The sequence below is a fragment of the Labrys sedimenti genome (assembly GCF_034424805.1).
GTDB classification, from domain to species: Bacteria; Pseudomonadota; Alphaproteobacteria; order Rhizobiales; family Labraceae; genus Labrys; species Labrys sedimenti.
The window spans coordinates 831603-846087 of sequence record NZ_JAXOUF010000002.1; the positions used below are offsets into that span (position 1 = coordinate 831603).

A 14485-nucleotide genomic window follows, 5' to 3' on the forward strand; every position below is an offset into this window, starting at 1 on the left:
GATGGTCTTGACCGGTGTGGTTCCCACCCCACCCCGGCCTTTCAGGCCGACCCCTCGCTCGTCCGCAGGACGTGCGGACATCGAGGGGAGGGTAAAAACGACCTCACCGCATCGTCGGGATCGAGAAATCCGCGCCGGTCTTGATGCCGCTCGGCCAGCGCGAGGTCACCGTCTTGGTCTTGGTGTAGAAGCGGATCGAGTCAGGACCATGCTGGTTGAGGTCGCCGAAGCCCGAGCGCTTCCAGCCGCCGAAGGTGTGATAGGCGATCGGCACCGGGATCGGCACGTTGATGCCGACCATGCCGACATTGACCCTGGCGGCAAAGTCGCGGGCGGCATCGCCATCGCGTGTGAAGATTGCCACGCCGTTGCCGTAGGAATGTTTAGTCGGCAAAGCGAGCGCTTCCTCGTAGTTGTTAGCGCGCACCACCGAAAGCACCGGCCCGAAGATCTCCTCCTTGTAGATGGTCATCTCGGGCTTGACCTCGTCGAACAGGCAACCGCCCATGAAGAAGCCGTTCTCGTAGCCTTGCAGCCGGAAATTACGGCCGTCGACAGCCAGCTTCGCGCCCTCGTTGATGCCGATCTCGACATAGCGCTTGACGCGCTCCACCGCCTCGCGGGTGACGAGCGGCCCGTAATCGGCAGAACCGTCATTGGAGGGGCCGATCTTCAGCGACTCCACCCGCGGGATCAGCTTTTCCATCAGCGCGTCGCCCGTGGCCTTGGTGACGGGAACGGCGACGGAGATCGCCATGCAGCGCTCGCCTGCCGAACCGTAGCCGGCGCCGATCAGGGCATCGACGACCTGGTCCATGTCGGCATCGGGCATGATGATGGCGTGGTTCTTGGCCCCGCCGAAGCATTGGGCTCTCTTGCCGGTCTGGGCGGCGCGGACATAGATATATTCGGCGATCGGGGTCGAGCCGACGAAGCCGACGGCCCGGATGTCCTCGTCGTCGAGGATGGCGTCAACCGCTTCCTTGTCGCCGTTGACGACATTGAACACGCCTGCCGGCAGGCCGGCCTCGACGAAGAGCTCGGCGATACGGATCGGCACGGAGGGATCGCGCTCCGACGGCTTGAGGATGAAAGCATTGCCGCAGGCGAGCGCGGGCGCGCATTTCCACAAGGGAATCATGGCCGGGAAGTTGAAGGGCGTGATGCCGGCGACGACACCGAGCGGCTGGCGCAGGGAATAGACGTCGATGCCCGTGCCGGCGCTCTCGGTATATTCGCCCTTGAGCAGATGCGGGATGCCGATGGCGAATTCCACCACTTCGAGGCCGCGCTGGATGTCGCCCTTGGCATCCGGCACGGTCTTGCCATGCTCGCTCGCCAGAAGCTCGGCCAGACTGTCATGCTCGTCGCGCATCAGTTCGAGGAAGCGCATCAGCACGCGAGCGCGCCGTTGCGGGTTCCAGCCGGCCCAGACCACCTGGGCCTCACGGGCGTTCTCGACAGCCGCCCGAATTTCCGCTGCGCTGGCGAGCGCAACCTTGGCCTGCACGTCGCCGGTAGTGGGATTGAACACGTCGGCAAAACGGCCGCTGGTGCCCTCGACGCGCTTGCCGGCGATGAAATGTCCGATCTGTCGCATGGCTTGGTCCTTCATCGTGTTGTGAATTTCATTTTCCGGGTGCGCGGACGTCTCGTCCGCTCTTGGAAACACAGTGTCTGCCGAGAGCAAGAAGCGGACGGGACGTCCGCGCACCCGGAACGCCGCCGCCGCAACCCTATGCGCGCTTCCTCTCCGATGCCATCTCCGGGAAATCGGTCTCGGCGAATTCAATACCCCGGAACGCGCTTTGCGTATCGCCCTCCACCTCCAACCGGCGCAGTTGCACGCGGCGGATCTTGCCGGAAATGGTCTTGGGCAGTTCGGTGACGAATTCGATGCGGCGGATGCGCTTGAAGGGGGCAAGCCGCTCATTGGTGTAGCGGAAGATCGAGAGCGCGGTTTCGCGTGACGGCTTGGCCGCGCCGACCAGCAGCACATAGGCCTTGGGGATCGACAGGCGGATCGGGTCGGGCACCGGCACGATGGCGGCCTCGGCCACCGTCTCGTGTTCGATCAGCACGCTTTCGAGCTCGAAGGGGCTGATGCGGTAGTCGGAGGACTTGAAGACGTCGTCGGAGCGGCCGACGAAAGTGAGATAGCCGTCCTCGTCGACGAAGGCGACGTCGCCGGTGCGGTAGACCTCCTCCTCCAAACCCCTGAGCTTGCCGTCCGTCCCCTGATAGCCCTGCATCAGGCCGGCCGAGCTGTTGTCGCCGAGCGGCAGGCAGACTTCGCCTTCCGTGGCGGGTTTGCCATCGGCATCGAGGACGCGGATGTCGTAGCCGGGGAGGGGGCGGCCCATGGCGCCGATCTTGACCGGCTGTCCGGGCGAATTGGCGATCTGGGCCGTGGTCTCGGTTTGGCCGTAGCCGTCGCGGATGGTCAGCCCCCAGGCATCGCGGACCCGTTCGATCACTTCCGGATTGAGGGGCTCGCCGGCGCCGCACACTTCGCGCAGCGAAACCTTGGTGGCGGCGAGATCCTCCTGGATCAGCAGGCGCCAGACAGTCGGCGGCGAGCAGAGCGTGGTGACCTTACAGCGTTCGAGTTCCCGCAGCAGGACCTTGGCGCTGAATTGCGGTTGGTTGACCACCAGCACCGTGGCGCCGGCGTTCCAGGGCGCGAAGAACGAACTCCAGGCGTGCTTGGCCCAGCCGGGGGAGGAGACGTTGAGATGGACGTCGCCCGGCTGCAGGCCAAGCCAGTACATGGTCGAGAGCGCGCCGACGGGATAGCTGCGCTGGGAATGGCGTACCAGCTTGGGCTTGGCTGTGGTGCCGGAGGTGAAATAGAGCAGCAGCGGGTCGTAGGGATGGGTCGGACTATCGGGCGTGAAGGTGGCGGGCTGGTCGAAGGCTTCGGCGTAGGCGATCCAGCCTGCCTCGCCACCAGCGCCAACGACGATGCGCTTCACCTCCGGTGGCGCTACGCCTTCGCATTTGGCGAACTGGTCGCGCTCGGCGATGATGGCGCGGGCCTTGCCGCGGTCGAAACGATCGGCCAGTTCGTCAGGAGTAAGCAGCGTGGTGGCGGGAATGAGAATCAGGCCAAGCTTGATCGCCGCCAGCGTCGTCTCCCAGATTGCCGGCACGTTGCCGAGCAGCACCAGGACGTGGTCGCCGCGCTTCAGGCCCTGAGCGCGGAGGAAATTCGCCACTTGGTTGGAGCGCAGGCCGAGCTCGGAGAAGCTGAAACGGGTATCGGTTCCGGTGGCTGTGTCGACGATCCACAGGGCCGTGCGGTCCCGGCTTTCGGCGGCTGTGGCAAGCTCAGCGTCGAACCAATCGAGTGCCCAGTTGAAGCCGGCGCCATCGGGCCAGCGGAAGCCGGCGCGCGCGGTCTCATAATCGGTGCGATGCTTGAGCAGAAAGTCACGAGCCTGCCGAAAATCGGGCATGAAAGTTTCCTCGCTTGCCGAGCACAATGAATGTGCCCTTATCTTCGTTGATCGTTCGATCGTCATTGCGAGCGCAGCGAAACAATCCAGGAGCCACCAGACAAAAGTCTGGATTGCTTCGCTGCGCTCGCAATGACGAAGCTGTCTATTCCTCGTTCAAGCCAGCCGCTCCACCGCCATGGCGGTTGCCTCGCCGCCGCCGATGCACAGGCTGGCGACGCCGCGCTTCAGTCCATGGCTTTCGAGGGCGGCCAACAGCGTTACCAGCACGCGGGCACCCGAGGCGCCGATCGGATGGCCGAGGGCGCAGGCGCCGCCATGTACGTTGACCTTGTCTCCGGACAGGTCGAGATCGCGCATGGCCGCCATGGTCACCACCGCGAAGGCCTCGTTGATTTCGAAAAGGTCGACGTCTCCCGCCGACCATCCGGTGCGCTCGAACAATTTGCGCATGGCGCCGATCGGGGCGGTGGCGAAACGGTTCGGCTCCTGGGCGTGGCTGGCATGGCCGATGATCGCGGCGAGCGGCTTGAGGCCACGTTTTTCAGCCTGAGAGCGGCGCATCAGCACCAAGGCGGCGGCACCGTCGGAGATCGAGCTTGAATTGGCCGCCGTCACCGTGCCGCCCTCGCGGAAGGCCGGCTTCAGCGTCGGGATCTTGTCCGGGCGAGCCTTGCCGGGCTGCTCGTCGACGTCGATCACCTGCTCCGTCTTGCCCGAGCCGACGGTCACGGCCACGATCTCGTTGTCGAAGCGCCCGTCGCGGATGGCGGCCTGGGCTCGGCTCAGCGATCGCAGCGCGAATTCATCCTGTGCCTCACGGGTGAACTGATAGGCCTCAGCACAATCCTCGGCGAAGGTGCCCATCAGCCGTCCCTTCTCATAGGCATCCTCCAGCCCGTCCAGGAACATGTGATCCTTCACGCTGCCATGGCCCATGCGATAGCCGCTGCGAGCCCGGTCGAGCAGATAGGGTGCGTTGGTCATGCTCTCCATGCCGCCGGCTACCACCACGCCGGCTGTGCCGGCGGCGATCAGGTCATGGCCGAGCATGGCGGCCTGCATGCCCGAGCCGCACATCTTGTTGACGGTGGTGGCGGGCGTCGAAATCGGCAGGCCCGCGCCGAGGGCGGCCTGGCGGGCCGGGGCCTGGCCCTGGCCGGCGCTGAGTACGCAGCCGAACACGGTTTCTTCGACCACATCGGCAGGCAGCCCGGCCCTGGACACCGCGGCCGAGATGGCCGCCGCGCCGAGGCGTGCTGCCGGCAGGCTGGAAAGAGCCCCCTGGAAGCCACCGAGCGGGGTACGCGCGGAACCGACGATCACGACCGGATCATTCATCTCGAGGTCCCTTTCTGCGAAGCAGGATTTTACGCCGATTTCGGCGATATGTGTGGCCGATCAGCGCGGCGCCATGCGCAGGGCGCCGTCGAGCCGGATGATTTCGCCGTTGAGCATGCGGTTTTCGACGATATGGCAGACCAGGGCGGCGAATTCCTTGGGATGGCCGAGCCGGGGCGGGAAGGGCACTGTCGCCCCGAGCGACGTCCTGACTTCCTCCGGCATGGCCTGCATCATCGGAGTCTCGAACACGCCGGGCGCCACCGCGACGACGCGAATGCCGAAGCGGGCGAGTTCGCGGGCTGCCGGCAAAGTGAGGCTGGCGACGCCGCCCTTGGAGGCGGCATAGGCAGCCTGGCCGATCTGGCCGTCATAGGCCGCGATCGAGGCGGTATTGACGATGACGCCACGCTCGCCGTCCTCGCCGGGCGTATTGGTGGAGATCGCCCGGGCGGCGAGGCGCGTCATGTTGAAGGTACCGACGAGATTGATCTGGATGGTGCGGGCGAAACGCTCCAGGTCATGCGGGCCGTCACGCCCGACGATACGTTCGCTCGGGGCGACGCCGGCGCAGTTGACGAGGCCATCGAGCCTGCCGAAGGCTTCGAGGGCGACCTGCACGGCAGCTTGGCCATCCTCCGCGTTGGCAACATCGGTGCGCTGGAAGCGGGCCGTGAGTCCCAGCGCCGCGGCGGCTTTCTCGCCGGCTTCGGCATTGAGATCGCAGAGCAGGACGCATCCGCCGCGGTGGACGAATTCGGCGGCCACCGCATGACCGAGCCCGGATGCTCCACCAGTCACGAGGAAGACGCGGTCTTGGATCTGCATGGCGCGGAACTCTCCCCGTTCGGTCCTTTGAGGACCGTTGTCTTTGCCGATGATATTACGCGCGTGGGCGGTGGCATTCGATGACCCTACATGCTTAAAAGCGTGATCGGTTTTGCCATATCGGGAGGGTCATAGCCGTGGAGGCACTAGCCCGCCGACACAACTCGCGACTCAACGGACTGTCATCCCCGGCCGAGCGCAGCGAGGGGAAGGGGATCCAGGAGTTGTGCGACTCAAGTTGGGGCTCCTGGATCCCCTTCCCGCCACCTAGGGTGGCGCCGGGGATGACGTCTCTCCGGCATTTTTGGCTGAGCTTGGGGCGAACTGCGTGATCGGCCTCGGCTTCATCCAGGATACGCTAGATCCTCTGCGGCGCGGCGGCTTCGATCTTGCGCCGGCGCTGGAGGCGGGCGGCTTCGGCGAGAGCGATCTCGACCTGCCGGGCTTTCGCCTCTCGGCCGAGCAATATGGCCGCCTCTGGCTCAGCATCGCGCAGATCATGCAATGCGAATATTTCGGCTTCGGTGCGCGCCCGATGGCGCCGGGCAGCTTTGCCATGCTCTGCCACGCCGTGATTTCCAGCCAGACGCTGGAGCACGCCGTCAGGCGCAGCCTGCGTTTTCTCAACCTGGTGCTCGCCGAACCCAAGGGGGAACTGGTTATCGAGGAGACGCGCGCCAGCGTGATCCTGCGCGAGACCTCGGCACCCCGGCCGGCCTTTGCCTATCGCACCTATTTCCTGCTGCTGCACGGCGTCGCCTGCTGGCTGGTCAAGCGCCAGCTCGAGATCCGCGAGTTGCATTATCGCGGGCCCCTGCCGGTCGGACGAGAGGAGCATCGCGATTTCTTCGGCACCCCCGTCAGCTTCGAGCGGCCCGAAACCATGCTGGTCTTCGACCGCGACATGCTGGCGCTCAAGGTCCGCCAGACCGAAAAGACGCTGCAGGGCTTTATCACCGGGGCACCGGCCAACATACTGGGGCGCTATCGCTATGACCGCGGTGCCGCTGCCGCCACGCGGCGCTTGCTGCGCGAGCTTCCCCCGGCCGAATGGCCTTCCTTTGCGCAGATGGCTGTGAGGCTGAACCTGTCCGAACCGACCTTGCGCCGCCATCTGGCCAGCGATGGCGAGAGCTTCTCCGCGATCAAGGAGGAGATCCGCCGCAAGCTGGCTCTCGACTGGCTGCTTCGCACGGTCAAGCCGGTCGGCCAGGTTGCTGCCGATCTCGGCTATACCGAGCCGAGCGCCTTCCACCGCGCCTTCCAAAAATGGGCCGGCATGAGCCCGGGCGAGTTCCGCCGCTCGCGCGGAAAATGACGGATGATCCGAAAGAGTTTTCTATTGCCAGCCAGGATTCTCTTCGTGGAAAGAGAAAGCGGCGGCTCGCCTGAGCCGCCGCTTTGATTGTCATCGCCGTTTTTTCAGGCCGAAAACCGGGATCCGTTTTTCGGCCTGACGAGCTTATACCAAGTCCCGAAATCTTTGACCCGTCATCCCCGGCTGAGCCGCTCGCGAGCGCAGCGAGAGAGGGCGAGGGGAAGGGGATCCAGGGCTATGGGGTGCGTTCATAGCCTCTGGATCCCCTTCCCGGGGTCTTCGACCCCGCCGGGGATGACAGAACGCATCGCGCAAACAGGTCAGTCATCTGGCGAGCTGATATTAGGCGCCGAGCGCGGCGCTCATGGTCGTCTCGTCGGCTGCCACGTCGAACTGCTTGAAGTTCTCGGTGAACATGCCCACCAGCCTGCGGGCCTGGTTCTCATAGGCCGCCTTGTCGGCCCAGGACTTGAAGGGATCGAGCACATGGCTCGGTACGCCTTCCACTGCGGTCGGCACCTGGAAGCCGAAATGGCGGTCGGTGCGGAACTTGGCCCTTTCGAGGCTGCCGTCGAGGGCGGCGTTGAGCAAAGTGCGGGTCCATTTGATCGGCATGCGGCGCCCGGTGCCATAGGCCCCACCGGTCCAGCCGGTGTTGACGAGCCAGCAGGAGACCTGATGCCTGTCGATCAGTTCCTTCAGCAGGCGGGCATATTCGACCGGATGGCGCGGCATGAAGGGGGCGCCGAAGCAGGTCGAGAAGGTCGGCTGCGGCTCGGTCACGCCACGCTCGGTGCCGGCGAGCTTGGCCGTGAAGCCGGAGAGGAAGTGGTAGATGGCCTGCTCTGGCGTGAGGCGGGCGATGGGCGGCATCACGCCGAAAGCGTCCGCCGTCAGCATCACCACCGTGCCGGGATGGCCGGCAGCACTCGTCGCCTTGGCATTCTCGATGAAATGCAGCGGATAGGCAGCCCGGGTGTTTTCCGTCTTGCGGCCGTCGGTGAAGTCGAGCTTGCGCGTGATCGGGTTCATCGCAACATTCTCGAGCACCGCGCCGAAGCGCTGGGAGGCGGCAAAGATCTGCGGCTCGGCCTGCTTGTCGAGGTTGATGGTCTTGGCGTAGCAGCCGCCCTCGAAGTTGAAGATGCCGTCCGGGCCCCAGCCATGCTCGTCATCGCCGATGAGCGAACGGTCGGGGGAGGCGGACAAAGTGGTCTTGCCGGTGCCGGAGAGCCCGAAGAACAGGGCCGAGACACTGCTGGGGCCGACATTGGCCGAGCAATGCATCGGCATCACGCCGCGTGCGGGCAGGATGTAGTTGAGATAGGAGAACACCGACTTCTTCATCTCACCGGCATAGGCCGTGCCGCCGATCAGGACGACGCCGCGCGTGAAGTCGCAGGCGATCACCGTCTCTGAGCGCAGGCCGTATTTGGCGGGTTCGGCCTTGAAGCTCGGCATGTCGATGATGGTGAGGTCGGGATAGAAACCGGCCAGGTCATCGGCGGACGGACGGATCAGCAGATTGCGGATGAACAGGCTGTGCCAGGCAAGCTCGGTGTAGACCTTGACCTTGATGCTGTTGTTCTCGTCGGCGCCGGCGTGCAGGTCCTGTACGAAGAGCTGCTTTTCCGTCGCATGCCAGAGCATGTCGGCCAGCAGGGTGTCGAAGGCGCCGCGCGAGATCGCGTTGTTGTTGGCCCACCAGATGCTGTCCTCGGTCTCGCGTTCGCGGACGATGTACTTGTCCTTCGGGGAGCGGCCGGTATGGCTGCCGGTATCGACGACCAGGGCGCCGCCGGGGCTGAGCAGGCCCTCGCCGCGGCGAATCGCGACTTCGATGAGCGCGGGTTCGTCGAGATTGGCGTGGAGCGCGCCGAGATTGTTAAACTGGATCGGCTCGATCTCGTCCTTGGCTCCGCCTTCCACAACATGAAGTTTCATATCACGCTTCCTCATATTTGCCGGTCTCCAGGCTTCATGGCCCGGCCCTGTTCTCACGGGCAGTACCGCAACAATCATTCATCGCCGCGTCGAGAGGCGGCGGGAGGGCGGCTGCTTCCCATTCAAATGCGACCTTAGCACGGCAGACCCGTGGACGTGTCAGCGAATGTTGCGACGGAATGCATCGACGGAAAAGTCGCGGGCGGTATCGGTATTGTTATGACAAATGGCAGGAAATGGCGCTCGCGGAAAGTTCCGCGAACGCCTCGAGGCTGCCCAATACTTGGAGAGATCGTTGTGATTTCCGGCTGCGCCCGCGCACGAGGCCGAAAAAACCTGTCCAGCCCTAGCCTTCGCGCTTCAGGCGCTCGCGACGTTTGAGTTCCGCCGGGCTCGGCTCAGCCAGCTCGAAGGTGCCTGTTGGCACTGGGCCGGCCGGCTCATAGGTGGCGATCATGACCCCCGTGCTCGACACGTCATGGCTGGTCAGTTTCAGGGCGCCGGACGGCGTGCCGGTGCCGAACAGGCGCTTGCCCTTGCCGAGCACCACCGGGAAGGTCATCACGAAGAGCCGATCGATCAGGCCGGCAGCCAGCAATTGGGGGTAGAGCGTCGTGCTGCCCTGGATCAGGATGTCGGGGCCGTCGCCTTCCTTCACCTTGCCGACGGCGGCGATGTCGGTGAGACGATGGCTGTTGCGCCATTCGAAAGGCTCGCTGCCGCGCGTGACCACATATTTGTTGGCGTTGGTGAAGGCCGGTCCGATCGGGTCCTCCGGCCCGACGAAAGGCCAATGGGCCGCGAAAATCTCATAGGTCTTGCGCCCGAGCAGCAGGTCGAAAGGGCCGCCAAACAGGCCACCCATTGCGGCACCCATCTTGTCGTCCCAGAAGGTCGCGGACCAGCCGCCGAACTCGAAGCCGCCGGTCGGATCCTCCGGCGGGCCACCCGGGGCCTGCATCACGCCGTCGAGGGATTGGAATATGCCGCCGATGATCTTGCGCATGAGAAGATGTCCTCTGATTGCCGTGGTATGGATGGAGGCCGCAATGCCGGGGGCGGCATCGCGTGCTGCCCCAAGGACGGTCGGGTAAGGCCTCCGCCGACAAGGAGCGACATATTTTGCTCTTCACGCGTAAGCTCCCTCGCAATCAAGAAGCGGGCGGTCGGCCTCGTTGGGAAAGCGGCGCGGCGATGTGGATGATGGCTTCCTTAAATCTCTTCCAAATGGGGTTGCCTATTTTTTGTCCATAAGGTCAATATTGCTGCCAGCCGCACGGGCAATCCGGGGTTGCCCTCGGGAGCGGTGAAGAGCAGGAGACGATCCCGCTTTTTTGCTCGCAAGTGGCAATCGGTTCGGTTTGAAATATTCCAACCAGGGCGATGAGCCGGTAACGTGATAAAATAGAGACTCCCGTCGCAGTGGCACGATCATTGCTGTGACATGGGGGCTGACAGGGCGGAGCGGTTTGCCGTATCCGCCGGGGACGAACCAGAGGTAGGGCCGGCATGCAGGTTGAGGGCGTGGATCGGAAGCTTGGTGCCGTAAGGGAACGAACGGCCGCCGGCGAGCCCGTGATTGCGGTCGAGGATCTTTCTTTGACCTTCGACACCGGCGACGGGCCGGTCTATGCGCTCTCCAAGGTCAATCTTACTGTCAATGAAGGCGATTTCGTCTCCTTCATCGGCCCCTCCGGCTGCGGCAAGACCACCTTGCTGCGGGTCATCGCGGATCTCGAACGCCAGACCTCCGGCTCGATCAAGGTCAATGGCCTGACTCCTGAGCAGGCTCGGCTGGGACGGCATTACGGCTATGTCTTCCAGGCGCCGGCGCTCTATCCCTGGCGCACCATCGAGCGCAACGTCATGCTGCCGCTCGAAGTCATGGGTTTTCCGGCTGCCGAGCGCAAGGAGAGGGCGGCCCGCAATCTCGAACTGGTCAATCTCAAGGGTTTCGAGAAGAAGTTTCCCTGGCAATTGTCCGGCGGCATGCAGCAGCGCGCCTCGATCGCCAGGGCTCTGTGCTTCGATCCCAAGCTGATGCTGATGGACGAGCCGTTCGGGGCGCTCGACGAGATCGTCCGCGACAAACTCAACGACCAGCTCCTGCATTTGTGGCGCACCACCAGGAAGACGGTGGTGTTCGTCACCCATTCCATCCCCGAGGCCGTCTACCTCTCCACCAAGATCGTGGTGATGTCGCCGCGGCCCGGCCGCATCATCGACATCATCGACTGCAACTTCCCGCGCGACCGCACGCTCGACATTCGCGAGACGCCTGAATTCCTCGAAGTGGCGCATCGTGTGCGCGACGGCCTCAGGGCGGGGCACTCCTATGACGACTGACGTGCTTGCCGCCCGTACCGTGCCCTCGCTGGGGAGCCGGCTGATGGCCGGCAAGGCCGGGCCGGTGACGGTGGTCGTGCTGGCGATCTTCGCTTTGTGGTATCTCGCCTGCCTGCCGATGAATGGCACGGCATTGCTGCGCGCCATGCCCGATGCCGCCAGCCGCCCGCTGATCGAACAGTTCATCGCCGCGATCAACCTGCCGGACGGCAATCTCGCCGCGCCGCACCAGATCGTCATGGCGATGGTGCAGGGCCTGTTCTTCGAGCCGCCTTTGGGGCGCCGCAGCCTGGTCTATCATGGCCTGATCACGCTCTCCTCGGCGCTGTCGGGTTTCGTGCTCGGCGCCGTGCTCGGTATCGTCTTGGCGGTGCTGATCGTGCATTACCGCTCGATGCGCCAGAGCCTGATGCCCTGGGTGATCGTCTCCCAGACCATCCCGATCCTGGCGCTGGTGCCGCTATTGACCGCGATCACCGGCCGGCTCGGCGCGCCGATCCTGGTGCCGAAGGCCCTGATCGCCACTTATCTGTGCTTCTTCCCAGTGACGGTCGGCATGGTGAAGGGGCTGATGTCGCCGGACCTGATGCAGCTCGACCTGATGCGCACCTATGACGCCTCGAAATGGCAGACCTTCTGGAAGCTGCGCTGGCCGGCTGCGACGCCCTATCTGTTCGCCAGCCTGAAGATCGCCATCGCCGGCTGCATCGTCGGTGCCATCGTCGCCGAGATGCCGACGGGCGCCCAGGGCGGCCTCGGCTCGCGCCTGCTGGCGGGCTATCAGTACAACAATTTGCGCTTGGTGCTGTGGGCGGCTCTGTTCACCGCAGCATTGCTCTCGGCCGTCCTTATCGGGCTGATCGGCCTGATAGAACGGCGCACGCTGGCGAGGATGGGCGTGAAGGGAGAGCAGGCATGACGGCTTTCCAATCACGTGGCTTCATCCTTGCCGGCCTGCTGATCTTCGTCGCAGCCCTCTCTAGCTTGAAATGGGACGGGCTCACGTCCGTTACTGGTCCTCTGTTCTGGATGGTTGTTGCACTTTCTATGGCAATAGAGAGCTGGCGGCGGCGGAGATCCGGTCAGCCCATGGCGAACAAATGGCTGTTGTTGATCGCCGGCATGGCCTTTTTTCAGACGCTCGAAGTTCATCAGCCGGACGTAGCGGGCAATGTCGGTTGGGTTTTTTGGTTGAGAACGATCGGCCTATGGCTCGCCGCGTGGATGATGGTCGATGTGATCGCCAATACCGGTGATGGCCGCCGCACCTCGCGCTGGCGGAATCTGGCGCCGATGATCCTGTTTGGCGCCACGTTGCTCCTTCTTTGGGAGTGGCTGGTCGTCGGTTTCGGCATCTCGCCCATCATCCTGCTGCCGCCTTCGGCCATCGGCCAGGCGGTGGTGGCACAGGCCAATACGCTCGCCACCGATTTTGTCTGGACCTTCCTGCACGAGGTCCTGCTCGGCTGGCTGATCGGCTCTGGCTCGGGGTTCCTGGTGGCGCTGGTGGCCGACCGCGTCCCCTTCCTGCGCCGCGGTCTCCTGCCGCTCGGCAATGTCGTTTCGGCCCTGCCCATCGTCGGCATCGCGCCGATCATGATCTGGTGGTTCACCTATGACTGGCCCTCCAAGACGGCCGTCGTGGTGGCGATGACCTTCTTCCCCATGCTGGTCAACACGGTGGCGGGCCTGGCAGCCAGCGGCACGCTGGAGCGCGACCTCATGCGTTCCTACGGTGCCAGCTATTGGTCGACGCTGATCAGCCTGCGGCTTCCCGCCGCGATGCCCTTCATCTTCAACGGCTTGAAGATCAATTCGACCCTGGCGATGATCGGCGCCATCGTGGCCGAATATTTCGACGGCCCCACCATCGGCATGGGCTTTCGCATCAACACCCAGGCGGCCTTGTCACAGACCGATATCGTCTGGGCGGAGATCGCGGTGGCCATGGTGGCCGGTTCCCTATTCTACGGCCTCATCGCCCTCGTCGAGCGGGCGGTGACGTTTTGGCATCCCTCTTACCGGCGCGCGTGACGCAGGACGAGGTTAACAGAGGAGTGGACGGAATGAAGAAGGCACTACTGGCCGGCGTCGCTTTCGCGCTCGGGCTTGGGGCGATCAGCGCGGCACAGGCAGCCGACAAGGTCACGCTGCAGCTCAAATGGGTGGTCCAGGGGCAGTTCGCAGGCTATCTCGTCGCCAAGGACAAGGGTTTCTACAAGGAGGCCGACCTCGACGTCACCGTGGCCCCCGGCGGTCCCGACATCGCGCCGGAAACTGTGATCGCCAACAAGCAGGCCGACGTGATCGTCGACTGGATGCCGGCGGCCCTCGCCGCCCGCGAGAAGGGCGTCGGTCTCGTCAACATCGCCCAGCCCTTCAAGCGCTCCGGCCTGCAGCTGACCTGCCGCAAGGAGTCCGGCGTCAAGACGCCGGCCGATTTCAAGGGCAAGACGCTGGGCGTATGGTTCTACGGCAACGAATATCCGTTCAACGCCTTCATGGGCAAGCTCGGCCTCAAGCTCGACGGCTCGGCCGACGGCGTCAAGGTGATTAAGCAGGGCTTCAACGTCGATCCGCTCCTGCAGAAGCAGGCCGACTGCATCTCCACCATGACCTATAACGAATATTGGCAGGTGATCGAGGCCGGCGTGAAGGCCGAGGACCTGACCGTCTTCAACTATACCGACCAGGGTGTGGCGGTGCTGGAGGACGGGCTCTATGTCATGGAGGATCGCCTCAAGGATCCGAAGTTCGTGGAGACGATGGCCAAGTTCGTCAAGGCCTCGATGAAGGGCTGGGAGTATGCCAGGGCCCATCCCGACGAGGCGGTGAAGATCGTGCTGGACAACGATGCCTCCGGTGCGCAGACCGAGGTGCACCAGACCCACATGATCGCCGAGGTCAACAAGCTGACCGAAGGCTCCGACGGCACGCTCGACCCGGCCGCTGCGGAGGGCACCGTCAAGACGCTGCTCGGCGCCGGTGGCGACAGCCCGGCCATCACCAAGGCTCCCGTGGGCGGCTGGAGTTCGGCAGTCACCGACGCGATGAAGAAGCTGTGAGGGGTAGCGCCCTTTCCCTGAGGGGAGGGGCGACCTGAAAGGCTGGGGCGGATGACATTGCGCTGCCCCGGCCGCGATAATTTTCCTGGGAGCGCGGACGTCCTCGTCCCCTCTTGGAAACGAGGCGCTTGCAGGAAAGGAAGAGCGGACGAGGGCGTCCGCGCTCCCAGGTTTATTGGAGGACT

The 14485-nt window shown here is 64.3% G+C and carries 11 protein-coding genes; 5 read left to right on the forward strand and 6 right to left on the reverse strand.

Annotated elements, in window-relative coordinates; genetic code table 11:
• Positions 1–103: 103 nt before the first annotated feature.
• The 4 genes from U1R88_RS10310 to U1R88_RS10325 all read right to left on the reverse strand — a co-directional run bounded on the left by U1R88_RS10310 (position 104) and on the right by U1R88_RS10325 (position 5627).
• The gene (locus tag U1R88_RS10310; protein ID WP_322431135.1) at positions 104–1600 is read right to left on the reverse strand and encodes a CoA-acylating methylmalonate-semialdehyde dehydrogenase; all 1497 of its coding nucleotides are present in this window, start codon (positions 1598–1600) and stop codon (positions 104–106) included.
• Between the two features lie 136 nt (positions 1601–1736).
• Positions 1737–3458 (reverse strand): AMP-binding protein, encoded by a 1722-nt coding sequence (locus U1R88_RS10315; RefSeq protein WP_322431136.1) that lies wholly within the window; start codon positions 3456–3458, stop codon positions 1737–1739.
• Positions 3459–3614: 156 nt separating this feature from the next.
• On the reverse strand, positions 3615–4799 hold the full coding sequence (locus U1R88_RS10320; protein WP_322431137.1) for an acetyl-CoA C-acyltransferase: 1185 nt from the start codon (positions 4797–4799) through the stop codon (positions 3615–3617).
• Between the two features lie 60 nt (positions 4800–4859).
• Entirely contained in the window at positions 4860–5627 is a 768-nt protein-coding gene (locus U1R88_RS10325) for a 3-hydroxyacyl-CoA dehydrogenase (protein WP_322431138.1), read from the reverse strand.
• A gap of 328 nt (positions 5628–5955) precedes the next feature.
• Here U1R88_RS10325 and U1R88_RS10330 point away from each other — a divergent pair, with 328 nt between their 5' ends.
• On the forward strand, positions 5956–6945 hold the full coding sequence (locus U1R88_RS10330; RefSeq protein ID WP_322431139.1) for an AraC family transcriptional regulator: 990 nt from the start codon (positions 5956–5958) through the stop codon (positions 6943–6945).
• A gap of 342 nt (positions 6946–7287) precedes the next feature.
• On the opposite strand, the gene U1R88_RS10335 is transcribed toward U1R88_RS10330, so the two are convergent.
• Positions 7288–8889: a phosphoenolpyruvate carboxykinase gene (locus U1R88_RS10335; protein ID WP_425545404.1), complete on the reverse strand. Its 1602-nt coding sequence runs from the start codon at positions 8887–8889 to the stop codon at positions 7288–7290.
• Positions 8890–9235: 346 nt separating this feature from the next.
• On the reverse strand, positions 9236–9895 hold the full coding sequence (locus U1R88_RS10340) for a dihydrofolate reductase family protein (protein WP_322431141.1): 660 nt from the start codon (positions 9893–9895) through the stop codon (positions 9236–9238).
• A gap of 569 nt (positions 9896–10464) precedes the next feature.
• Between U1R88_RS10340 and U1R88_RS10345 the strand changes: the two genes are divergently transcribed.
• From U1R88_RS10345 to U1R88_RS10360, 4 genes are read left to right on the forward strand one after another with little or no spacing between them, the layout of a single operon-like run.
• Complete coding sequence (locus U1R88_RS10345) at positions 10465–11235, forward strand: ABC transporter ATP-binding protein (RefSeq protein ID WP_068296971.1); 771 nt, start codon at positions 10465–10467, stop codon at positions 11233–11235.
• Positions 11225–12154 (forward strand): ABC transporter permease, encoded by a 930-nt coding sequence (locus U1R88_RS10350; protein WP_322431142.1) that lies wholly within the window; start codon positions 11225–11227, stop codon positions 12152–12154. Before U1R88_RS10345 ends, U1R88_RS10350 begins: the two co-directional genes overlap by 11 nt.
• A complete protein-coding gene (locus U1R88_RS10355) occupies positions 12151–13269 on the forward strand; it encodes an ABC transporter permease (protein WP_425545405.1) in 1119 nt (372 codons plus the stop codon). Before U1R88_RS10350 ends, U1R88_RS10355 begins: the two co-directional genes overlap by 4 nt.
• Positions 13270–13301: 32 nt before the next feature.
• Positions 13302–14300, forward strand: a complete 999-nt coding sequence (locus U1R88_RS10360; RefSeq protein WP_322431144.1) for an ABC transporter substrate-binding protein — start codon at positions 13302–13304, stop codon at positions 14298–14300.
• Positions 14301–14485 lie beyond the last annotated feature (185 nt).

What these genes read in the sequence shown, in the direction of transcription:
- U1R88_RS10320 (WP_322431137.1), bottom strand. Translation starts at nt 4,799, where the DNA reads ATGAATGATCCGGTCGTGATCGTCGGTTCCGCGCGTACCCCGCTCGGT.
- U1R88_RS10360 (WP_322431144.1), top strand. Translation starts at nt 13,302, where the DNA reads ATGAAGAAGGCACTACTGGCCGGCGTCGCTTTCGCGCTCGGGCTTGGG.
- U1R88_RS10310 (WP_322431135.1), bottom strand. Translation starts at nt 1,600, where the DNA reads ATGCGACAGATCGGACATTTCATCGCCGGCAAGCGCGTCGAGGGCACC.
- U1R88_RS10355 (WP_425545405.1), top strand. Translation starts at nt 12,151, where the DNA reads ATGACGGCTTTCCAATCACGTGGCTTCATCCTTGCCGGCCTGCTGATC.
- U1R88_RS10325 (WP_322431138.1), bottom strand. Translation starts at nt 5,627, where the DNA reads ATGCAGATCCAAGACCGCGTCTTCCTCGTGACTGGTGGAGCATCCGGG.
- U1R88_RS10340 (WP_322431141.1), bottom strand. Translation starts at nt 9,895, where the DNA reads ATGCGCAAGATCATCGGCGGCATATTCCAATCCCTCGACGGCGTGATG.
- U1R88_RS10350 (WP_322431142.1), top strand. Translation starts at nt 11,225, where the DNA reads ATGACGACTGACGTGCTTGCCGCCCGTACCGTGCCCTCGCTGGGGAGC.
- U1R88_RS10335 (WP_425545404.1), bottom strand. Translation starts at nt 8,889, where the DNA reads ATGAAACTTCATGTTGTGGAAGGCGGAGCCAAGGACGAGATCGAGCCG.
- U1R88_RS10315 (WP_322431136.1), bottom strand. Translation starts at nt 3,458, where the DNA reads ATGCCCGATTTTCGGCAGGCTCGTGACTTTCTGCTCAAGCATCGCACC.